The 20526-nt window shown below is 63.0% G+C and carries 19 protein-coding genes and 2 pseudogenes; 5 read left to right on the forward strand and 16 right to left on the reverse strand.

The features are described from left to right. Positions 1 to 69 precede the first annotated feature (69 nt). From X756_RS1000000168900 to X756_RS146375, 4 genes and pseudogenes are all read right to left on the reverse strand, one after another. Positions 70 to 432, reverse strand: a pseudogene (locus X756_RS1000000168900) (Bax inhibitor-1/YccA family protein); the annotation flags it as partial. A 10-nt stretch (positions 433 to 442) separates the two neighbouring features. Continuing rightward, a pseudogene (locus tag X756_RS1000000168905) lies at positions 443 to 880 on the reverse strand (Bax inhibitor-1/YccA family protein); the annotation flags it as partial. A 39-nt stretch (positions 881 to 919) separates the two neighbouring features. Beyond that, positions 920 to 1696 carry an anti-sigma factor gene (locus X756_RS146380; RefSeq protein ID WP_023730630.1) on the reverse strand — a complete coding sequence of 259 codons (777 nt, stop codon included), beginning with the start codon at positions 1694 to 1696 and terminating at the stop codon, positions 920 to 922. Beyond that, on the reverse strand, positions 1693 to 2214 hold the full coding sequence (locus tag X756_RS146375; RefSeq protein ID WP_023728022.1) for a sigma-70 family RNA polymerase sigma factor: 522 nt from the start codon (positions 2212 to 2214) through the stop codon (positions 1693 to 1695). Before X756_RS146375 ends, X756_RS146380 begins: the two co-directional genes overlap by 4 nt. Before the next feature lie 187 nt (positions 2215 to 2401). Here X756_RS146375 and X756_RS1000000166785 point away from each other — a divergent pair, with 187 nt between their 5' ends. From X756_RS1000000166785 to mazG, 3 genes are all read left to right on the forward strand, one after another. After that, a complete protein-coding gene (locus X756_RS1000000166785; protein WP_050589287.1) occupies positions 2402 to 2839 on the forward strand; it encodes a DUF3592 domain-containing protein in 438 nt (145 codons plus the stop codon). A gap of 129 nt (positions 2840 to 2968) precedes the next feature. Further along, positions 2969 to 4153 (forward strand): amino acid aminotransferase, encoded by a 1185-nt coding sequence (locus tag X756_RS146365; RefSeq protein WP_023730632.1) that lies wholly within the window; start codon positions 2969 to 2971, stop codon positions 4151 to 4153. 76 nt (positions 4154 to 4229) lie between these two features. Then, positions 4230 to 5054, forward strand: coding sequence for a nucleoside triphosphate pyrophosphohydrolase (gene mazG / locus X756_RS146360; protein WP_023730633.1), 825 nt, complete (start codon positions 4230 to 4232; stop codon positions 5052 to 5054). A gap of 6 nt (positions 5055 to 5060) precedes the next feature. On the opposite strand, the gene hflX is transcribed toward mazG, so the two are convergent. From hflX to dusB, 8 genes are all read right to left on the reverse strand, one after another. Continuing rightward, complete coding sequence (hflX, locus tag X756_RS146355) at positions 5061 to 6452, reverse strand: GTPase HflX (protein ID WP_023730634.1); 1392 nt, start codon at positions 6450 to 6452, stop codon at positions 5061 to 5063. Further along, positions 6453 to 6698 (reverse strand): RNA chaperone Hfq, encoded by a 246-nt coding sequence (hfq, locus tag X756_RS146350; protein WP_006202172.1) that lies wholly within the window; start codon positions 6696 to 6698, stop codon positions 6453 to 6455. 145 nt (positions 6699 to 6843) lie between these two features. Then, entirely contained in the window at positions 6844 to 7704 is an 861-nt protein-coding gene (locus X756_RS146345) for a D-amino-acid transaminase (RefSeq protein ID WP_023730635.1), read from the reverse strand. Positions 7705 to 7805: 101 nt separating this feature from the next. Continuing rightward, entirely contained in the window at positions 7806 to 9167 is a 1362-nt protein-coding gene (locus X756_RS146340) for a sigma-54 dependent transcriptional regulator (RefSeq protein WP_023668929.1), read from the reverse strand. Beyond that, positions 9157 to 11445, reverse strand: coding sequence for a PAS domain-containing sensor histidine kinase (locus X756_RS146335; protein ID WP_023730636.1), 2289 nt, complete (start codon positions 11443 to 11445; stop codon positions 9157 to 9159). The genes X756_RS146340 and X756_RS146335 overlap by 11 nt, the downstream gene beginning before the upstream one ends. 144 nt (positions 11446 to 11589) lie before the next feature. Continuing rightward, entirely contained in the window at positions 11590 to 13047 is a 1458-nt protein-coding gene (ntrC, locus tag X756_RS146330) for a nitrogen regulation protein NR(I) (RefSeq protein ID WP_023691281.1), read from the reverse strand. Further along, the gene (locus X756_RS146325; protein ID WP_023706549.1) at positions 13044 to 14189 is read right to left on the reverse strand and encodes a nitrogen regulation protein NR(II); all 1146 of its coding nucleotides are present in this window, start codon (positions 14187 to 14189) and stop codon (positions 13044 to 13046) included. Before X756_RS146325 ends, ntrC begins: the two co-directional genes overlap by 4 nt. Further along, the gene (gene dusB, locus X756_RS146320; RefSeq protein WP_023730637.1) at positions 14186 to 15208 is read right to left on the reverse strand and encodes a tRNA dihydrouridine synthase DusB; all 1023 of its coding nucleotides are present in this window, start codon (positions 15206 to 15208) and stop codon (positions 14186 to 14188) included. Before dusB ends, X756_RS146325 begins: the two co-directional genes overlap by 4 nt. Before the next feature lie 139 nt (positions 15209 to 15347). Here dusB and X756_RS146315 point away from each other — a divergent pair, with 139 nt between their 5' ends. Together X756_RS146315 and X756_RS146310 are read left to right on the forward strand one after the other, a co-directional pair. Next, entirely contained in the window at positions 15348 to 16571 is a 1224-nt protein-coding gene (locus X756_RS146315; protein WP_023730638.1) for a bifunctional 2-C-methyl-D-erythritol 4-phosphate cytidylyltransferase/2-C-methyl-D-erythritol 2,4-cyclodiphosphate synthase, read from the forward strand. Further along, on the forward strand, positions 16568 to 17077 hold the full coding sequence (locus X756_RS146310; RefSeq protein ID WP_023730639.1) for a CinA family protein: 510 nt from the start codon (positions 16568 to 16570) through the stop codon (positions 17075 to 17077). Before X756_RS146315 ends, X756_RS146310 begins: the two co-directional genes overlap by 4 nt. Here X756_RS146310 and X756_RS146305 read toward each other — a convergent pair. The 4 genes from X756_RS146305 to lpdA all read right to left on the reverse strand — a co-directional run bounded on the left by X756_RS146305 (position 17053) and on the right by lpdA (position 20508). Next, positions 17053 to 17514 (reverse strand): type II toxin-antitoxin system RatA family toxin, encoded by a 462-nt coding sequence (locus X756_RS146305; protein WP_023730640.1) that lies wholly within the window; start codon positions 17512 to 17514, stop codon positions 17053 to 17055. The genes X756_RS146310 and X756_RS146305 overlap by 25 nt on opposite strands. 11 nt (positions 17515 to 17525) lie before the next feature. Next, positions 17526 to 18491 (reverse strand): lipoyl synthase, encoded by a 966-nt coding sequence (lipA, locus tag X756_RS146300; protein WP_023730641.1) that lies wholly within the window; start codon positions 18489 to 18491, stop codon positions 17526 to 17528. A 208-nt stretch (positions 18492 to 18699) separates the two neighbouring features. After that, positions 18700 to 18957, reverse strand: coding sequence for a GlsB/YeaQ/YmgE family stress response membrane protein (locus X756_RS146295; protein WP_023668920.1), 258 nt, complete (start codon positions 18955 to 18957; stop codon positions 18700 to 18702). 102 nt (positions 18958 to 19059) lie between these two features. After that, on the reverse strand, positions 19060 to 20508 hold the full coding sequence (gene lpdA, locus X756_RS146290) for a dihydrolipoyl dehydrogenase (protein ID WP_023730642.1): 1449 nt from the start codon (positions 20506 to 20508) through the stop codon (positions 19060 to 19062). Between the last annotated feature and the right edge of the window lie 18 nt (positions 20509 to 20526).

The following is a 20526-nucleotide window of genomic DNA, read 5'->3' on the forward strand; positions in this document are numbered from 1 at the left end:
AAACGACGGTGGCCGGAGATTCACCTCCGGCCACTGCGAGATCGAGATTGTTGCCTTGCTAAGGTTCGACTATTCGCGCTCGCCGGTGAAATTCAGCAACAGCTGGAAGATGTTGACGAAGTTCAGGTACAGCGACAGCGCGCCGAAAACGGCAAGCTTCTGCTGCGATTCCGCGTCGAAATTCTCCGCATACTGTTCCTTGATCGTCTGCGTGTCCCAGGCGGTCAGGCCGACAAAGACGGCAATGCCGATCACCGAGATGGCGAACTGCAGCGCGGTCGAGCCAAGGAAGATGTTGACGACGCTGGCGATCACCACACCGATCAGGCCCATGATCAGGAAGGACGAGAACTGGGTCAGGTCGCGCTTGGTCGTGTAGCCGTAGAGGCTGGTGGCGCCGAACATGGTGGCGGTGATGAAGAAGGTGCGCGCGANAGGACGAGAACTGGGTCAGGTCGCGCTTGGTCGTGTAGCCGTAGAGGCTGGTGGCGCCGAACATGGTGGCGGTGATGAAGAAGGTGCGCGCGATGCTGGTGCCTGTGAAGACCAGGAACACCGAAGCCAGCGACAGGCCCATCACCGCGCAGAAGGCCCAGAACATCAACTGGGCGCTCGCCGCCGACATCGTCTGCATCTTGAACGAGAACAGCAGCACGAAGGCGAGCGGCGCCATCATCACCACCCATTTCAGCGGGCTGGAAAAGATCGGCACGTAGAGGGCCGGCGTCGAAGCGACCACCATGGCGACGATGCCGGTGACGACGAGGCCGATGCCCATGTAGTTATAGACACGCAGCATGTGGCTGCGCAGGCCTTCGTCATAGATGGCGCCGGCGCGCGCGCCAGTGCCCATGCGGTATCCGAGGTCAGGGGTATTCATTGCGGGTTCTCCTTATGTGGTCTCAGTAAAGTGTCCTGATCAGTAAAGTGTCTTGGCAAGCGTCTCGGCGGCGCGGTCGAGGTCGTGGACATCGCTGCGCGCGACGACCGCGTACGCGACCTCGCCGATCTGGAAATAGGCAGAGGAGATGTCGCCGGAGGGCGCGATGGCAGGCTTGACCACGTCGAAGGTTCCGGGCCGGATCGCAAACAGCGAGACCAGCCCCATATCCTTCGTCTCCAGCGCCACCTCGACGCTCGGCCCGAAGCGCGACGGATAGATCTGCACGTCGAGGACCTTCCAGTCCTTGGGCAGCGATGGCATGACGATTGCGGTGGCGGTGCGGATTTCGTCGCCATTGTAGTTGGGCGCCTCCAGCTGCGAGGGCATCGCCTCGCGCATGAGCGTCGTCTTGTGCGCCCGGATCGCTTCTTCGACATAGGCGGGCGGCGGCGGCGAAGCCACGACCTTGGTCACCAGCAGCGGCCCGAAGAGGCCGTTCGCCAGCCAGCCGGCAGCGACAAAGACGGCGACCGCGGCCGCCCGCTGCAGCACGGCGAAGACGCGGCGACTGGCCAGTCCCCTGCCCAGCCGGCGCGCGACTTCAGTCGTCGCCGGCCGCGCCATTCCTGTGGAAGCAGCCAGCGCCAGGCGCAGTTCGTCGCGCGTCCTCAAGTCGGACATCACCCGCGCCGCAGCCTCCGGACGAACCGAGAGGAACGCCTCGACCTCGATGCGGCGCGCGACATCCAGCTGGTCGTCGACATAAGAATCGAGATCGGTATCGGTCACCGGGTCCCGCAACAGGTCGGTCATGACGGGTCTCCCACGATCCTCAGATGGCTTTTGGCCGGCGAAGGTGCAGCGTTTTCCATCTCGCGCAGTGCTGCGCGCGCCCTGCCGATGCGCGACATCAGCGTGCCCAGCGGCACCCCGCTGGCGTCGGCGGCCTGCTGGTAGGAAAGGCCCTCGATGGCGACCAGATGCAGCGCCGAACGCTGCTCCTCCGGCAGACTGAAAAAGGCCTCGCGCACCTGCGCCAGTCGCACGGAATGTTCCTGAGGCGCCGGCGTGCTGGCATCGGTGAGATAGCCGGCCTGCTCGACACGCGCTGCTTCCGACCGGCGCGAGCGCATCTTGTCGATGAAAGCGTTGTGGACGATCGACAGCAACCATGCCCGCAGATTGCCGCCCGAGCGGAATGTGTCGCGCCGCTCGTAGGCGCGCACCAGCGCATCGTGCACCAGATCCTCGGCGTCAGTGCCGTCGCGCGTCAGCGAGCGTGCGTAGCGCCTGAGCGAACCCAGCTGTCCGACAATATCGAAGCGTGGCATCGACCGTTTCATGCCCTGTTTACGAAACAGGCGGGGATCTTAATCCATCGCCACTAAACTTTTTTGCGTCGCCACAATAGGCATCATGCAATCAGAAGTCCGCTTCGCAATCACCCCATCTCCCGCGCGGCAGATGTTTGCTCTATGATGACGATCTAGCCTTCTCCGTCGTTGCCGGGAGCAAAAGATGGCCAATGGTAGTCGTGTAACGGGTTTTGCAGCGCTGCCGGTCGTCGGCAGGGTCTTCATCATCTTTGGCATTGTCGGACTGATCGCTTCCGGCGTGCTGGCCATCGTCGAGATGTACGGCCCTCGTACCGCATCGGCGAAAGGCAGGATTGTCGCCGCCGAATACAATCCCCGCATCGAGTTCTCGACCGCCGACGGCACCGTCATCCGCTTCAACAATGCCGTCCATAGCTCGTTCTGGGGCGATGGCGACAGCGTCCCTGTCGCTTACGACCCAACCAATCCGCAAAATGCCTCCGTCGACAGCTTCGCCGGACGCTGGTTCCTTGCCGGACTGGCCGGCATGCTCGGCGGTTTCTTCCTGCTGATCGGCATCGGTCTCTCCCTGATTGGACGGGTGCTTATCCGGCGGATTGGAATAAACCCGTCGCCATAGCCGTCGACCCCTGCCGTACAGACAAAGCTTGGCGTAACGGTCCAGCACGCTAGCGGACTGGCGCAAGTGGAAGCACTGGCGAAACGCGGCCGCTTTGCGTATTACTCCGCCGCCATTGGAGCCGTATTGATGTTCGAGACGCTGCAACCTGCCCCGGCTGACAAGATCATCGCCTTGATCGGCCTCTATCGCGCCGATCCGCGCCCCGGCAAGATCGATCTCGGCGTCGGCGTCTACAAGGACCGCGACGGCAGGACGCCGGTCATGCGCGCCCTGCGCGAGGCCGAGAAGCGGTTGCTGCAGGGCCAGGACACCAAGACCTATCTCGGCCTTGCCGGCGACACCGGCTTCAACACGGCGATGGTCAAGCTGGCCTTCGGCCCCGCTGCCGACATGACGCGCATCCGCGCCGCGCAAGCGCCTGGCGGTTCCGGCGCGCTGCGGCTGGTGGCGGAGCTGTTGAAGCGGACCCGCCCCGACGCAACCGTCTGGCTGTCGGACCCGACATGGCCGAACCACCCGCCGGTGATGCGCGGGGCCGGCCTCAAGGTGCGCGATTATCCCTATTTCGATGCCGTTTCCGGCGCGGTGCGCTTCGACGAGATGCTGGCAACGCTTGGCGCAGCCGAGCCCGGCGATATCGTGCTGCTGCATGGCTGCTGCCATAACCCGACCGGCGCCAATCTCGATATCGCGCAATGGGCCAGCGTCACCGATCTTGTCGTCGAGCGCGGGCTGTTGCCCTTTGTCGACATTGCCTATCAGGGCTTTGGCGAAGGCCTGGACGCCGATGCGGCCGGCTTGCGCCTTCTCGCGGGCAAGGTGCCTGAAATGGTCGTTGCCTCGAGCTGCTCGAAGAACTTTGCCGTCTACCGCGACCGCGTCGGCGCGGCGATGATCCTGGCGAAGGATGGTGCGCAAGCCGATGTGGCGATGAGCCAGATGCTGGCGGCGGCGCGCGCCATGTATTCGATGCCGCCTGACCATGGCGCCGCCGCCGTGCGCATGGTGCTGGAAGATGATGGCCTTCGCGCCGACTGGGAGGCGGAGCTGGAGGAGATGCGGCTGCGCATGCTGAGGCTGCGCGTCCAGTTCGCCGACGCGCTGCGCCGGCAGTCCAACTCCGACCGCTTCGACTTCATCGCCAGCCATCGCGGCATGTTTTCCAGGCTTGGCCTGACCGAGGCGCAAGTCGAGCGGCTGCGTGCCGAGTATGGCGTCTACATGGTCGGCGACAGCCGCATCAACGTCGCCGGCCTGCCCGAGGACGGCATGGATGACCTCGCCAAGGCGGTTGTGTCGGTACTCGGCTGAAGCTCGCTGTGGACAATCTCCCCTCTCCGGCTGACGCCGTTGGCCGCACGACAGGCAGCGGGATAGCATTCGCCGCATGAAACCTTCGCGCGACATTTCCCGGCTGATCGAGATCATGGCGGCGCTCAGGGCGCCGAAGACCGGTTGTCCCTGGGACATCGAGCAGGATTTCTCGACCATCGCGCCCTATACGATCGAGGAAGCCTATGAGGTGGCCGACGCCATCGCGCGCGGCGATCTCGACGATCTGCGCGACGAACTCGGCGATCTCCTGCTGCAGGTCGTCTACCACGCGCAGATGGCTGAGGAAGCCGGCGATTTTGCCTTCGGTGATGTGGTCGAGGCCATCACCACCAAGATGATCCGGCGCCATCCGCATGTCTTCGGCGACGAGAAGGCGCGCAGCGCCGGCATGGCAAAGGGCATGTGGGAAAAGATCAAGGCTGAGGAAAAAGCCGAAAAGCGAAGTGCGCGCCTCGCCCGCGGCCTCGACCCCGAAGACCATGGCAAGGGTTTCCTGGACAGCGTGCCCGTCGCCCTGCCCGCTTTGACTCGTGCGCTGAAGCTGCAGGAAAAGGCAGCGCGTGTCGGTTTCGACTGGAGCGAGGCAGCACCCATCCTCGACAAGATCGAGGAAGAGATCGGCGAGCTGCGCGAGGCACTGGCTAAGGGCGAAACGGCTGAGATCAAGGACGAATTCGGCGACATGCTGTTTGCCGTCGTCAATCTGGGGCGTCACCTCAAGCTCGATTCGGAAGCGGCGCTTAGCGGCACCAACGAAAAATTCCGCTCGCGCTTCCACTATGTCGAGCGCGCGATCGATGCATCGGGAAGCACGCTCGAAAAAGCCACGCTGGACGAGATGGAAGTGCTCTGGCAGCAGGCCAAGAGCGCGAAATAATCAGGCTTACTGCCTGTTTTTGCGGTGCAATCGGCTTTCGATCTCATGCCGCGCGCTGTGCGTGGCCTTGAGTGCGATGGTCGCGCTGCCATCCTCATTGTCTACCCGCGAAACGACGTCGCCATTGCGGTAGAGCCAGTCGACAAGGCCGAACTGCGCCGGTTCGATCGTCACCGTCAATTCCTCCAGTTCGCCCGACATCCTGGTCTCGATCAGCGCCTTCAGCGCATCGATGCCTTCGCCGGTGACGGCCGAGATGGCGATCGGCGGCGCCTTGTTGGCGTCAGTGCCGTCGGCGAGCAGGCGCTCCCGGTTGCCGTCGTCGAGAAGGTCGACCTTGTTCCACACTTCGACGACGCGCTTGGCATCGCCGGCATCGACGCCGAGATCGGCGAGAATGCGCTCGACGTCCTCGGCTTGCGCTGCGGTATCCGGATCCGAGATATCGCGCAGGTGGATGACCAGATCGGCCTCGACGACCTCTTCCAGTGTGGCCCGGAAGGCGGCGACCAGATGCGTCGGCAGGTCCGAAATGAAGCCGACTGTGTCCGACAGGATGATCGGCGTGCCGTGCGGCAGGCGCACGCGGCGCAGCGTCGGGTCGAGCGTTGCAAACAGCATGTCTTCGGCCAGCACGTCGGCCCCGGTCAGCCGGTTGAACAGCGTCGACTTTCCGGCATTGGTGTAGCCGACGATCGCCACCACCGGGAACGGCACCTTCTTGCGCTTGGCGCGGTGCAGGTCGCGGGTGCGGCGCACCGTTTCCAGCTCATGCTTGAGCTTGATGATTTTTTCCTGCAGCTGCCGCCGGTCCGACTCGATCTGGGTTTCGCCGGGGCCGCCGAGGAAGCCGGCGCCGCCGCGCTGGCGTTCAAGGTGGGTCCAGCTCCGCACCAGGCGGCCCTTCTGGTAGTTGAGATGGGCAAGTTCGACCTGCAGCGTGCCCTCCTTGGTCCGTGCGCGCTCGCCAAAAATCTCCAGGATCAATCCGGTGCGGTCGAGCACCTTGGCATCCATTTCTTTTTCGAGATTGCGCTGCTGCACCGGCGTCAGCGGATGGTCGACGATGACCACCTCCGCGTGACCCTCTTTGACGATCTCGGCGAATTCCGCGACCTTGCCGCTGCCGAGCAAGGTTGCCGGGCGTGGATCGTTGACGGTGACCACCGCCGTGTGGATCAGATCCAGGTTGATGGCGCGGGCAAGGCCGACCGCTTCGTCGTGGCGCGCATCCGCCGAACGCGTCAGCCGTGGACGGTTCGTTTCGTCATCGTTGCGCTGATGCCGGGTAAGCACCGGCACGATGACAACCGCCCGGGTCGGACCTGTGGCTTCCGTCCCGGAATTATGTGCTGGTTTCCCGCGGACGCCGCGGTCCGCGTCTTTTTCACGTGCCAATCAGGCGCCCTGGCTTTCCTCGCCATCGAACATCTGAACCGGCTGGCTCGGCATGATCGTGGAAATGGCATGCTTGTAGACGAGCTGGGAGTGGCCGTCACGGCGCAGCAGAACACAAAAATTGTCGAAGGAAGTGACCACGCCGGTCAGCTTGACGCCGTTGATGAGAAAGATGGTGAGTGGATTTTTGCTCTTGCGAACAGAATTCAGGAACAGGTCCTGAAGGTTTTGCGATCGTTCCGCCATTGTTCTTGTCTTTCGCCGATCCCCTTCGGTTTGCAGGCTAATGCGCCAAATTAGCGGGCACATGTCAAGCTTGCAAACACCCCCTTGCCGTCAGTAACGACAAGCAGAACGAGATATATTGATGTGCAGTCCGTCTGTGCGGTTATCAGGCTGGACTTTTTTCCGCAACGTCAAAAAAGGCTTGCCGCAATGAAAGTGTTATCGAACCGGGGTGCCCATTGGCGACCGCGGCACCGTCGATTGCCACGACCGGCATGGCGATTGTCGTTGCCGAACTGATGAAAGCTTCTCGCGCCGCCTTGGCTTCAGTGACTGAAAACCCGCGCTCCTCGATCGTCAACCCGAGCTTTGCCGCCACTTCGAACATGGTCGTGCGGGTGATGCCGCGCAGGATGCCATGCTCCGCCGGCCGGGTGACCAGAACGCCGTCCCTTGTAACGATCCAGGCGTTGGACGAGCCGCCCTCCTTGACGTTGCCATCGGTGTCGACGAACCAGGCTTCCTGGGCGCCGGCCTCCTTGGCCTTCTGCTTGGCCAGCACGTTGGGCAGCAGGCCGGTGCTCTTGATGTCGACCCGGTCCCAACGGTTTTCCGGCACGGTGATGACCTTGATGCCGGTCTCGGCTCGCTTGGCGGCCGCCGCCGGGTCGGCCTTTCTGGCCGTAATCACCAGCGATGACGGTGTATCGACCGGGAAAACGAAGTCGCGGCTGGCAACACCGCGCGTAACCTGGACATAAACCAGGCCGTTGACGACGTGGTTGCGCCGGACGATTTCGCGCAGAAGAAGCGGCAGCACGCCCTTGGTGACCGGCCAGTCGATCGACAATTCGCTAAGCGAGCGGTTCAGCCGGGCAAGATGGCGCGGCATGTCGACGATAAAGCCCTGCGCCACCTCGCATACCTCGTAGACGCCGTCGGCGAACTGATAGCCGCGATCCTCGATATGCACGGCAGCGTCGGCATGGGCGACATAGCGCCCGTTCACATAGGCAATGCGCGGCATGGGTGATCCCTCAGAGAAGTCCCGCTATTTCTAGGCGATTCCGCCGCTGCCGTAACCGGCAATTGCACGGGCCGCGGCCCGCTGGACCAACAACAATGGGGTCAGACCCCCAGCGACTTCAGTTTCCGGTGCAGCGCCGAGCGCTCCATGCCAATGAATTCGGCCGTCTTCGAGATGTTGCCGCCGAAACGGTTGATCTGGGCGATCAGATAGTCCTTCTCGAACTGTTCGCGCGCCTCGCGCAGCGGCAGCGCCATGATGTGCTGGTCCGACTGGTTCGGCGTGCGCGGCATGACATCGCCGATCTCCGACGGCAACAGGTCGGCGGTGATCGGCGCATCGATATCGTCGCCACGCGCCAGGATCATCAGCCGTTCGACATTGTTGCGCAGCTGGCGGACATTGCCCGGCCAGTTGTGCGCCTGCAGCACGGCAAGCGCATCGTCGCCGATGCGGCGCGGCTTGATGCCGGCCTGGCGAGCGATCTGCTTCATGAAATTGTCGACGAGATAGGGAATGTCCTCTCGCCGCTCGGCCAGGCCCGGCACCATGACCGGAACCACCGCCAGGCGGTGATAGAGGTCTTCGCGAAAACGGCCGTCGGCGATCATCGCCTCCAGGTTCTGCGAGGTCGAGGAGATGATGCGGACGTCGACCTTGACCCGCTTGGTGCCGCCGACCCGCTCGAACTGCTGTTCGACCAGCACGCGCAAAATCTTGTTCTGCGTCTCGCGTGGCATGTCGGCCACTTCGTCGATGTAGAGAATGCCGCGGTGCGCCTCTTCAAGCGCGCCGACCTTGCGCTCGGTGCCGTTCGATTCGGTGCCGAACAGCTCGATCTCCATGCGCTCGGGCGTGATGTTGGCCGCGCTCAGCGTCACGAACGGCGCGCCCTTGCGCGTCGACAGCGTGTGGATGGCGCGCGCGGCGAGCTCCTTGCCCGAGCCGGACGGACCGATGATCATGACGCGGCTGTTGGTCGGCGCCACGCGCTCGATGGTCTGGCGCAGCTGGCTCATCGCCGACGACATCCCGATCAGGTCGAAGGTTTCGCCGCTGCGCTGCTTGAGGTCGGACACCTCGCGCCGCAATTTCGAGGTTTCGAGCGCCCGCTCGGCGATCAGGATCAGCCTGTCGGCCTTGAACGGCTTCTCGATGAAATCATAGGCGCCGCGGCGGATGGCCGACACCGCTGTCTCGATATTGCCGTGGCCGGAGATCATCACCACCGGCAGGCTCGGATGCATCGTCTTGATCTCGTCGAGCAGCGCCAGCCCGTCGAGGCGCGAGCCCTGCAACCAGATGTCGAGGAAAATCAGCCGCGGCGCCCGGTCGGCGATTGCCGCGAGCGCACTGTCGGCATCGAATGCCGTGCGGGTTTCATGCCCTTCGTCGCTCAATATGCCCGCGACGAGTTCACGGATGTCTTCCTCGTCATCGACGATGAGAATATCAGACGCCATTACCGACCTTTTCAGTTTCTCGTTCGTGTTCCGTTTCGCCTTGACCGCGTGGCGGCGCGGTTGCGGCAGCTGGCGGCAGGATGATCGAGATCATCGCGCCGCGTCCACCGTGGAAATCCGCGGGCGCATCGTGCAATTCGAGCCGCCCGCCATGGTCCTCCACGATCTTCTTGACGATGGCGAGACCGAGCCCGGTGCCCTTCTCGCGCGTCGTCATGTAGGGCTCGAGCATCCTTTGGCGGTTCTCGCGCGGCAAGCCTTTGCCATTGTCGATGACGTCGATTCTGATCGCGCCATTCTGCCGGGCAGCTTGAATCCGGATTATGCCGTGCGAACCGTCCTTTTGTTCTAGCCCGTCAATCGCCTCGGCCGCGTTCTTGATGACGTTGCCGAAAGCCTGCGCCATCAATCGGCTATCGAACGTGCCCTTGAGCGGTTCGTTGCCGAACACGCGTTCGAAAGCAATGTCGGCGCGGCTGACTTCGACCAGGAACGACGCCTCGCGCAGCGATTCACGCAGATCGATGGCTTTCATCTCGGGCTTGGGCATGCGGGCGAAAGCCGAGAACTCGTCGACCATGCGGCCGATATCCTCGACCTGCCGGATGATGGTGTCGGTGCACTGGTCGAAAATCTCGCGGTCTTCGGTGATGACCTTGCCGAAGCGTCGCTTGATGCGCTCGGCCGAGAGCTGGATCGGCGTCAGCGGGTTCTTGATTTCATGTGCGATACGCCGCGCCACATCCGCCCAGGCCGACGAGCGCTGTGCCTGGACCAGATCGGTGATGTCGTCGACCGTCACGACGTAGGATTTCTCCTCCTCGCCGTCGTCGCCGGCCTCGATGGTGATCTGCACGTTGAAGGTACGCTCGGCGCCGGTGCGATAGAAGGTGACCTGCTCGCGATAGACCGGCTTGCCGGATTTGCGGCCGATCTCGAAGACACGGCCGACATGCGGCAGCACGGCGGACAGGTTCTGCCCCAGCGCCGCCGTGGCCGATATGGCCAGCATCGTTTCGGCCGATTTGTTGACGATGGAGACGATGCCGTAGGGATCGACGCCGATGACGCCGGCGGTGACGCCGGCCAGCACCGCTTCCGAGAAACGACGCCGTTCGTCGATCAAATCCTTGGCCGACAGGATCTCGTTGCGCTGCGATTTAAGCTCCAGCAGCATCTTGTTGAACGTATCGCCAAGCGAGGCGACATCGCCGTCGGAAGGCCGTACCGGAACGGCGACATCGAGATTGCCGGTCGCAACCTCGTCAGCCGCGCCGATGAGTTGACGGATGGGCCGCACCAGACGGTCGGCCACCGCTATGCCGGTCCAGATGGCCGACAGGATGATGATCAGCGTCAGTGACAGATAAGGCAGCGCGAACGCCACCTGCGACGTCCGCCTGTTGTCTTCCAGGCCGCGATATTCGGCGGTGTTGGACTGGACGATCGCCCTCGCCTTGATCACTTCGGGGTCGACCAGGCGATTGGTGTAGAGGTAGAGGCCTTCGATCTCCCGCAGCTTGATGATGGCGCCCATGATGTTGCGCGTCTTCGGCTCGATCAGCACCGGTTTGCCGTCGGCCGCGGCGCTGACCGCGCCCTCCGGCGGTGGCGGCATAGAGAAATCCGCATCGGTCTTCGCGCTCATGACAAAGGAGCCGTCTTCCCTGACCAGCGCCGCATGCACCAGGCTCCTGCCCACGGCTTCCTTGTTCATCAGGTCGAGAAAGCCGGTTCGATCGAGGCCGTAAAGCGTGCGCGAGGCGTCGAGATCATAGGCCATCGACAGCGTCGTGCCCTGAAGATTACGAGCGTTTTCCTGCACATAGGCGTCGGCGATCGACAGCGACGAGTTGACGATCGCCTTGGTGCGGATTTCGAACCAGCGGTCGAGGCCGATATCGAGCGTGATCGAGGCAATGATGGCCACCATGATGGCGGGGATGGCCGCGACCAGCGCAAACATCGTCACGATGCGCACATGCAGCCGTGACGCCGCCTTGCCGTGCCGGCGCGCCATGGTGATGCGATGCACCTCTCGGCCGACCAGGGCGATCAGCGCCAGCACAAATAAGGCATTGGCCGCAATCAGCGTCAGCGTTGTGTTTGCGTCTGGCGTGATCGGCGTGGCGCCGACAAGAATGGCAAACGAGATTGCCGCCGTAACCAGCGCGCCGGCAATTGCCACAACGCCAGGCAACGCAAGCAGCCGGCGTCCATCCCTCTGGCCGGGTCTGCTGAAAAGCGGTTCGTTTGATGTCAGAGCTTGCGAAGCCATGTCGCCGTCTAAGAGCCAGTGATTGCGTCGGATGTATGCAACGCATTGTGGCGATTATGCAACAAGTGTGGCCGTGACGGAAATCTTTCGGCCACCGATCCCCTGAAAAGGGGATGACCTGACGTCACATCGGGCGGTAGGCGCTCACGATCTCGACGATTTGTAGACGTTGACGCCCAGCTCGCGAATCTTCTTGCGCAGCGTGTTGCGGTTCAAGCCGAGCAATTCGGCGGCCTTGATCTGGTTGCCGCGCGTTGCCGTCATGGAAGCGAGCACCAGCGGATATTCGACCTCCGACAAGATGCGTTGATAGAGACCTGCCGGCGGCAAATCACCGGCGAAAGAGGCGAAATAGCGCTGCAGGAAGTGCTCCACCGCCTGGCCGATGGACAGATCGTCCGGGATCAAATTGCCGCCGCCGGGAACGACCGGCCTTTCGCCTGTCTTCAGTTCGGCTTCGATGATTTCGGCTGATATTTCGTCCTGCGAATAGAGCGCCGCAAGCCGGCGCACCAGGTTTTCCAGCTCGCGCACGTTTCCCGGCCACGGATAGCGCTTCATCAATTCGATGCCGCCGGTCGAAATGCGCTTGGTCTGCAAGCCTTCGCTGGCGCCGATCTTGAAGAAATGCCGCACCAGATCGGGAATGTCTTCCGACCTCTCACGCAAACCCGGCAGCCGAAGCGGCACGACGTTCAGGCGATAGAACAGATCCTCGCGGAAAAGCCCCTGGTTGATCAGCGTGCGCAGATCCTTGTTGGTGGCGGCGACGATGCGCACATCGGTCTTGATCGGGGTGCGCCCGCCGACAGTGGTGTATTCGCCTTGCTGCAGCACGCGCAGCAGCCGCGTCTGCGCCTCCATCGGCATGTCGCCGATCTCGTCGAGGAACAGCGTGCCGCCCTCGGCCTGCTCGAAGCGGCCTGTCGAGCGGTTCTGTGCGCCGGTGAAGGCACCCTTCTCATGACCGAACAGTTCCGATTCGATGAGGTCGCGCGGGATTGCCGCCATGTTGATGGCGACGAACGGACCGCCGCGGCGGCGGCCATATTCGTGCAGCGCGCGCGCCACCAATTCCTTGCCGGTGCCGGACTCGCCCGAGATCATCACCGTCAGATCGGTCTGCATCATGCGCGCCAGCATGCGGTAGATGTCCTGCATGGCGGCCGAGCGGCCGACCAGCGGCATGGCGTCAGGCTGTTCTTCCGGTCGCGTATCGATCTTCGGTCGGCGCGGCTCTGACAGCGCACGATTGACGATGTTGAGCAGCTCGGTCAGGTCGAACGGCTTCGGCAGATACTCGTAAGCACCTGTTTCGGAAGCACGAATAGCCGTCATGAAAGTGTTTTGCGCGCTCATCACGATGACCGGCAGCTCCGGCCGGGCCTTCTTGATGCGGGGCAGCATGTCGAAGGCGTTCTCGTCCGGCATGACAACGTCGGTGATCACCAGATCGCCCTCGCCCGCCGCCACCCAGCGCCACAGCGTCGAGGCGTTGGAGGTCACGCGCACCTCATGGCCAACGCGCGACAGCGCCTGATTGAGCACGGTGCGGATGGCCGCATCGTCGTCGGCGACGAGAATATTGCCGCGAACCGTCATTTGCGGTCTCCTTCGCCTTCATCATCGGCAGTGTCGATGGGTGTTTCTTTCCAGGCCGGCATCAGGATTCGGAAGGTGGTGCCGCGCGGCGTCGAATCGCATTCGATGATGCCGCCATGCTCGCCGACGATTTTCGCCACCAGCGCCAGGCCGAGCCCCGAGCCGTTCGGCTTGGTGGTGATGAACGGATCGAACAGGATCGGCAGAATGTCTTCCGAAACGCCGGACCCATTGTCGCGCACGCAGAATTCAAGCGGTAGCGACACGCGGTCCTGGGTTCCGGGAACGGAAACGCGGATGCCCGGCCTGAACGCGGTCGACAGCACGATCTCGCCCTGCGGGTCGCCGCCGATCGCCTCGGCAGCGTTCTTGACCAGGTTGAGAAACACCTGGATCAGTTGGTCGCGGTTGGCGAAAACCGGAGGCAATGATGGATCATAGTCCTCCAATATCCTGATTCTCTTGGCAAAACCGTTCTTCGCGATTGCCTTCACATGATCCAGCACGACATGGATGTTGACAGGATAGCGGTCAATCGGCCGCTCGTCGGAAAACACTTCCATGCGGTCGACGAGGGAGACTATGCGATCAGTCTCGTCAGTGATGAGGCGGGTCAGCGCGCGATCCTCGTCGGACGCCGAGAGTTCGAGCAGCTGTGCGGCGCCACGTATGCCGGACAGCGGGTTCTTGATCTCATGTGCCAGCATGGCGGCAAGGCCGGTGACCGAACGCGCGGCACCCCTGTGTGTCATCTGCCGGTCGATCTTGTCGGCCATCGAGCGTTCCTGGAACATCACCACGATCGAGCCTGGGAATTCCGGCACCGGCGCGACATAGAGATCGACGACCTTCTCGATGCCGAGACGCGGCGACGACACGTCGACACGGTATTCATTGACCGGCGCACGGCGCTCGCGCACCTGGTCGACCAGCTGCAGCAACGGGCTGCCGAACGGGATCAGCTTGGAGAGTGTGTTGCGGGCAAGCATGTTGGCACTTGAGCGGAAGAAGTCTTCCGCATCGGCATTGGCGTAGGTGATGAACCCGTCCGGATCGACCATGATGACGGGACGGCGGATGGTGTTCAGCACTATACTGGCGGCATCCGCCATGTCGGAGCTCGGTGTGACGGTGGCGTTCATGCGGCGCTCCGCAAGGGCGTGGCTTCGCCGGAAAACACCTCATGCAGCAAGGCAATGACGCGGGCGGGTTCGAAAGAGGTGAGGATGGCTTTCCGCCGCTCATCGGAAACGCCAGCAGAGTGGCGGTCGAGATACCAGCCGAGATGCTTGCGCGCCTGGCGCAAGCCACTTTCGACGCCGTAAAGCGTCAGCATGTCTTCGTAGTGGGAAACGATGTAGTCCGCCATGGCTTGCGGGCTTTCCGGCACGCCGGAGGGCGCGTCGCCCGCAGCCGTTGCCGCGATTTGGCCCGCCGTCCATGGCGCGCCATAATGCGCGCGGCCGATCATCACCGCGTCGGCGCCCGACTGTTCAAGGATTTCGGCGGCCTCCGCGGGCGAGCCCACATCGCCGTTGGCGACGACCGGGATCGAGACGGCGTCCTTGATGCGGGCGATGGCGCTCCAATCGGCCTTGCCTTGATAAAACTGGCAGCGCGTGCGCCCATGCACGGTCACCATTTTAACACCGGCCTCTTCGGCGCGGCGCGCCAAGACGGGTGCATTGAGCGCATTGTCGTCCCAGCCGAGCCGCATCTTGACCGTGACCGGCACCTGGACCGCGCCGATCACCGCTTCGATCAGCGACAGCGCGTGGTCGAGATCGCGCATCAGCGCCGAGCCGGCATAGCCGCCGGTCACCTTCTTGGCCGGGCAGCCCATATTGATGTCGATGATGTCGGCGCCCTCGCCGGCAGCGATGCGCGCGCCCTCGGCCATGTGCTCGGCCTCGCGGCCGGCAAGCTGGACCATATGGACGGGCAGCCCGGAATGACGGATGCGCAGGTCGCAGCCGGCCCTGCCCTTGGCAAGCTCGCCGCTCGCCACCATTTCCGACACGACCAGGCCCGCGCCATGCGCGTAGGCGCGCTGCCGGAACGGCTCGTCCGTTATTCCCGACATGGGCGCGAGGAAGACGCGGTTGCGGATCGTCACGCCGCCAACGTCGAGCGGCGAATCCAATTTTGTCACTTCAGGCATGCACAAAAACCAAGCATATCGAATTGCTGCACATTCTCTAGCCATAAGAAAGGCATTGTGCAACGCGCAATGACGTCACATTGCGGCGCATTTGGGAAAATGCTGGCCTTCGCCATAAGCCGCGACTAAGCCTCTCGGCATGACAGACGCAAGCGAAAAACCGGCCGAGGCGACGACCGACAAGGTCGGCGTGGTCATCGTTGCAGCCGGCCGCGGCGCGCGCGCCGGACAGGCCGACGGGCCGAAGCAATATCAGCGCGTCGGTGGCCGTGCCGTCATCGCGCGCACGCTGGAGACATTCCTGGCGCATCCCGAAATTGGTCCCGTCGTCGTCGCCATCCATGCCGATGACCGCGCGCTTTTCGACAAGGCAGCCGGCCTGTATGCCGAGCGGGTTACCGCCGTGGTCGGTGGCGAGTCGCGCCAGGCCTCGGTCCGGCTCGGCCTGCTGGCGCTGAGGGATCGTACGCCCGGCCGTGTCCTTGTCCATGACGCGGTGCGGCCGTTTGTCGACGCGGCCCTGATCGACCGTACCATCGCGGCCATTGGCGAGCGCCAAGGCGCGCTGCCCGCTTTGCCTGTCGCCGATACGCTGAAGCGCGAGTCGGCGACCGGCATGATCGAGGAGACGGTGCCAAGGGCCGGCCTTCATGCCGCGCAGACGCCGCAGGGCTTTCCGTTCTGGCCGTTGCTCGCCGCGCATGAAAAGGCCCATCATCTCGGCAAGACGGATTTTACCGACGATGCCGCGATCGCCGAATGGGCGCATATTCCGGTGAAAATCGTTCAGGGGTCGCCGGACAATGTCAAACTGACCTGGGCAAGGGATATTGCGATGGCGGATCAGCGGCTTACTGGCGAGCGTTTTCCAGACATTCGCACCGGCAATGGCTATGACGTGCACGCCTTCGAGGCAGGCGACCATGTCACTCTGTGCGGCGTCGCCATTCCGCACGGCAAGAAGCTTTCCGGCCATTCGGATGCCGATGTCGGCCTGCACGCGCTGACCGATGCGCTGCTCGCCACTTGCGGCGCCGGCGACATCGGCACGCATTTCCCGCCTTCCGATCCGCAATGGAAGGGCGCGGCGTCAAAGATCTTCGTCGAGCATGCGGCCAGGTTGGTGCGCGAACGCGGCGGCCGCATCGCCAATGCCGACATCACGCTGATCTGCGAGGCGCCGCGCGTCGGCCCGCATCGCGAGGCCATGACCAACGCGTTGTCGGCGATGCTGGGCATTTCCAGCGATCGCATCTCGATCAAGGCGACGACGAACGAGAAACTCGGCTTTGTCGGCCGCGAGGAAGGCATCGCCGCCATCGCCACCGCCAGTGTCGTCTTCCCCGGGGAGGTTCCCGCATGAACAACAGCGATCTTGCCAACGCCCTGCTCCAGGTCTGCCAGCAACGCGGCATCATGCTGGCGACGGCCGAGAGTTGCACCGGCGGCATGATCATCTCGGCACTGACCGACATTGCCGGCTCGTCCGCTGTCGTCGATCGCGGCCTCATCACCTATTCCGATGAAGCAAAGATGGAGATGCTCGGCCTCTCGCCCGCCACACTCGAGGCGCATGGCGCCGTCTCGCGCGAAACGGTTCTGGAGATGGCGGAGGGCGCTCTGGCCCGCTCGCGCGCCGGGCTTGCGCTTGCCGTCACCGGCATTGCCGGCCCAGGCGGCGGCTCGCCGGAAAAACCGGTCGGCCTCGTCTGGTTCGGAGTTGCCCTAAGAGGTGGGCCGGTGGCTGCCGAGCTCAATATGTTTGCCGACAATGGCCGCGACTTCATCCGCCGCGAGACGGTCAAGCATGCGCTGGAGATCGGCCTGCGCGCGCTGGGCGACACTCATGAGATGGGCGTCGTTCCGTAGATGACGTCCGCACGTTTTTCGAACGCTTCGGAAAACATGCGGAAGGCGCGATCGAACATGGTGCCCATCAACACGCCGAGGATACGGCTCTTGAACTCGTAGTCGATGAAGAAGCGAACGTTGCAGCCGCCGCCGTCGGCCGGCTCGAAGCGCCAGATATTGCTGAGATATTTGAACGGTCCATCGATGTATTTGACATCGATTGTGTTTTCGTCCGGCTTCAGCAGCACTTGCGTCGTAAAGGTCTCGCGGATCGCCTTGTAGCCGATGCTCATATCGGCAACGAGAATGGTGCGGCCATCACGCTCCTTGCGCGAGCGCACCGTCAGCGCCTCGCACAGCGGCAGAAATTCAGGATAGGTCTCGATATCGGCGACCAGCGCAAACATCTGCTCCGGCGTGTGGGCAACGCGGCGTGTGGCTTCGAATTTCGGCATTGAAGCAGGATTTAACTGGCTTTTTTGAGCTGCGCCTCACGCGCCGCCCGCAGCCTGGCGAAATCGTCACCGGCATGATGCGAGGAGCGCGTCAGCGGGCTCGACGCCACCAGCAGGAAACCCTTGGTCTTGCCGATCGTCGCGAAGGAGTTGAACTCCTCCGGCGTGACGAAGCGGATCACCGGGTGGTGTTTCTTCGACGGCTGCAGATACTGGCCAATGGTCATGAAGTCGACATTGGCCGAGCGCAGGTCATCCATCAGTTGCAGGATCTCGTTCCGCTCTTCGCCGAGGCCGACCATGATGCCGGACTTCGTGAAGATCGACGGGTCGAGCTCCTTGACCCGCTGCAACAGCCGGATCGAGTGGAAATAGCGAGCACCCGGCCGCACCGTCAGGTAGTTCGACGGCACGGTTTCGAGATTGTGGTTGAAGACATCGGGCTTGGCCGCCACGACGATCTCCAGCGCGCCTTCCTTGCGCAGGAAATCGGGCGTCAGGATTTCGATCGTGGTCAGAGGTGTCGCTGCTCGGATAGCCCGGATGACTTCGGCAAAGTGCTGCGCGCCGCCATCGGCGAGATCGTCGCGGTCGACCGAGGTGATAACGACATGGGTCAGCCCCATCTGCGTGACGGCATGCGCGACACGCGCCGGCTCATCGGCATCGAGCGCGGTCGGAATGCCGGTGGCGACATTGCAGAAGGCGCAGGCGCGCGTGCAGATCTCGCCCATGATCATGAACGTGGCGTGCTTCTTTTCCCAGCACTCGCCGATATTGGGGCAGCCGGCCTCTTCGCACACCGTGACCAGCTTGTGCGACTTCACGATCTCGCGGGTTTCGGCATAGCCCTTCGACATCGGCGCCTTGACGCGGATCCAGTCGGGTTTGCGCAGCACGTCCTGATCAGGCTTGTGTGCCTTCTCGGGGTGCCGCAGGCGCGGCGCGTTGGCGATCGTGTCGAGAACAGTGACCATCTCAAACCTGACTTGTTGGCGTCTGCCCGTCGGCATTCGCCCTTCTGGCGTCATCTAGGGCTTTTCGGTGCAAAGAAAAAGGCTGCGGCGGCGCATGCCGCCACAGCCTTTTTCGCATAGCGGGGATCCAGAGCAATTCCAGGAAAAGTGTGACACGGTTTTCCGTCCGGAATTGCGTCAGAAGAACGAGTTAAAACGGCGAGCCGTTTTATCTGCGTATCAGCCGCCCGGCAAAGATCAGCAGGCAGGCGCCGATGAAGCCGGTGATCAGGTAGGCGAGCCAGCCGACACCGAAGGGTTCGATGTTGAGCGCCCTGAGAATTGCGTTCAGCACCACCGCGCCGACAATGCCCATAATGATGTTCATCAAGACGCCGGTATTGCTCTTCATGACCATCTCGGCCAGCCACCCGGCCAAACCGCCGATGATGATGGCCGCAATCCAGCCCACGCCATTCACGTCCATATGCCAACTCCTCCAGTGTCAGGTGAAAATGCATCCGGAAACGAACTGTCTTGCCGTAAGGTTCCTCCGGCGCATGCGTCTGAGTCTCGCGGCAGCAATTTATCACGCGTTGAGCGCACGGCCATAGGCATCGAGCACGCTTTCCTTCATCATCTCCGACAGCGTCGGATGCGGGAAGATGGTGTGCATCAGTTCTTCCTCGGTGGTCTCCAGGTTCATCGCCACGACGAAGCCCTGGATCAGCTCCGTCACCTCGGCGCCGACCATATGCGCGCCGAGCAGCTGGCCGGTCTTCTTGTCGAAGATGGTCTTGATGAAGCCCTGGTCCTCGCCAAGCGCGATCGCCTTGCCGTTGGCGCCGAACTGGAAGCGGCCGACACGAATGTCCTTGCCTTCGGCCTTGGCCTTGGCTTCGGTGAGCCCGACCGATGCGACCTGGGGGTTGCAATAGGTGCAGCCCGGGATCTTCAGCTTGTCTGTCGCATGCACGCCCGGGAAATTGGCGATCTTTTCGATGCAGACCACGCCCTCATGCTCAGCCTTGTGAGCCAGCATAGGCGGCCCGGCGACATCGCCGATGGCGTAGATGCCGGGAACGTTGGTCTTGCCATAGCCGTCAATGACGACGCAGCCGCGATCGGTCTTCACGCCGAGCGTCTCGAGGCCGAGATTCTCGATGTTGCCCTGCACGCCGACGGCCGAGATCATGCGGTCGGCGGTGATCTTCTCGACCTTGCCGTCTTCCATCTCGACGTGGGCAGTGATCGAGTTGGCACCCTTCTCGACCTTGGTCACCTTGGCCTCGAGGATGATCTTCATGCCCTGCTTCTCGAACTGCTTCTGCGCGAATCTCGAGACCTCGGCATCCTCGACCGGCATCACCGCCGGCAAAAGCTCGACCACCGTCACCTCGGCGCCCATGGTGCGATAGAAGGAGGCGAACTCGATGCCGATGGCGCCCGAACCCATAACCAGCAGCGACTTCGGCATCTCCTTCGGCACCATCGCCTCGAAATAGGTCCAGATCAGTTTGCCGTCCGGCTCGATGCCGGGCAGCGCGCGCGGCCGGGCGCCGGTGGCCAGAATGATGTGCTTGGCGGTATAGGTGCCCTCGCCCTTGACGCCCTTGGGCACCGGCGGCTGCGGCTCCATCGGTTTCTTGGCCGTCTTGGAGACGACGATTTCACCCGGCTTGGAGAGCTTGGCCTCGCCCCAGATAACGTCGACCTTGTTCTTCTTCATCAGGAAGGCGACGCCGCCATTGAGCCTCAACGACACTTTGCGCGAGCGGTCGACGACAGCGGCCGTGTCGGCGCTGACCTTGCCGCCTTCGAGCTTCAGGCCGTAGTCCTTCAGATGATCGGAATAGTGCATGATCTCGGCCGAGCGCAGCAGCGCCTTGGTCGGGATGCAGCCCCAGTTGAGGCAGATGCCGCCGAGATGCTCGCGCTCGACGATGGCAGTCTTGAAGCCGAGCTGGGCGGAGCGCACCGCCGTGACATAGCCGCCGGGGCCTGAGCCGATGATTATGACGTCGTAGGATTCAGCCACGGGGTTTCTCCCTGATTT

Source organism: Mesorhizobium sp. LNJC405B00 (assembly GCF_000502615.1).
GTDB lineage: Bacteria > Pseudomonadota > Alphaproteobacteria > Rhizobiales > Rhizobiaceae > Mesorhizobium.

Coding starts and splice junctions, on each gene's coding strand:
- dusB (WP_023730637.1), bottom strand. CDS start 15,208: ATGCCTGAAGTGACAAAATTGGATTCGCCGCTCGACGTTGGCGGCGTG.
- hfq (WP_006202172.1), bottom strand. CDS start 6,698: ATGGCGGAACGATCGCAAAACCTTCAGGACCTGTTCCTGAATTCTGTT.
- X756_RS1000000166785 (WP_050589287.1), top strand. CDS start 2,402: ATGGCCAATGGTAGTCGTGTAACGGGTTTTGCAGCGCTGCCGGTCGTC.
- X756_RS146315 (WP_023730638.1), top strand. CDS start 15,348: ATGACAGACGCAAGCGAAAAACCGGCCGAGGCGACGACCGACAAGGTC.
- mazG (WP_023730633.1), top strand. CDS start 4,230: ATGAAACCTTCGCGCGACATTTCCCGGCTGATCGAGATCATGGCGGCG.
- ntrC (WP_023691281.1), bottom strand. CDS start 13,047: ATGACGGTTCGCGGCAATATTCTCGTCGCCGACGACGATGCGGCCATC.
- X756_RS146375 (WP_023728022.1), bottom strand. CDS start 2,214: ATGCCACGCTTCGATATTGTCGGACAGCTGGGTTCGCTCAGGCGCTAC.
- lipA (WP_023730641.1), bottom strand. CDS start 18,491: ATGGTCACTGTTCTCGACACGATCGCCAACGCGCCGCGCCTGCGGCAC.
- X756_RS146345 (WP_023730635.1), bottom strand. CDS start 7,704: ATGCCGCGCATTGCCTATGTGAACGGGCGCTATGTCGCCCATGCCGAC.
- X756_RS146340 (WP_023668929.1), bottom strand. CDS start 9,167: ATGGCGTCTGATATTCTCATCGTCGATGACGAGGAAGACATCCGTGAA.
- X756_RS146325 (WP_023706549.1), bottom strand. CDS start 14,189: ATGAACGCCACCGTCACACCGAGCTCCGACATGGCGGATGCCGCCAGT.
- X756_RS146335 (WP_023730636.1), bottom strand. CDS start 11,445: ATGGCTTCGCAAGCTCTGACATCAAACGAACCGCTTTTCAGCAGACCC.
- X756_RS146310 (WP_023730639.1), top strand. CDS start 16,568: ATGAACAACAGCGATCTTGCCAACGCCCTGCTCCAGGTCTGCCAGCAA.
- X756_RS146380 (WP_023730630.1), bottom strand. CDS start 1,696: ATGACCGACCTGTTGCGGGACCCGGTGACCGATACCGATCTCGATTCT.
- X756_RS146305 (WP_023730640.1), bottom strand. CDS start 17,514: ATGCCGAAATTCGAAGCCACACGCCGCGTTGCCCACACGCCGGAGCAG.
- X756_RS146365 (WP_023730632.1), top strand. CDS start 2,969: ATGTTCGAGACGCTGCAACCTGCCCCGGCTGACAAGATCATCGCCTTG.
- X756_RS146295 (WP_023668920.1), bottom strand. CDS start 18,957: ATGGACGTGAATGGCGTGGGCTGGATTGCGGCCATCATCATCGGCGGT.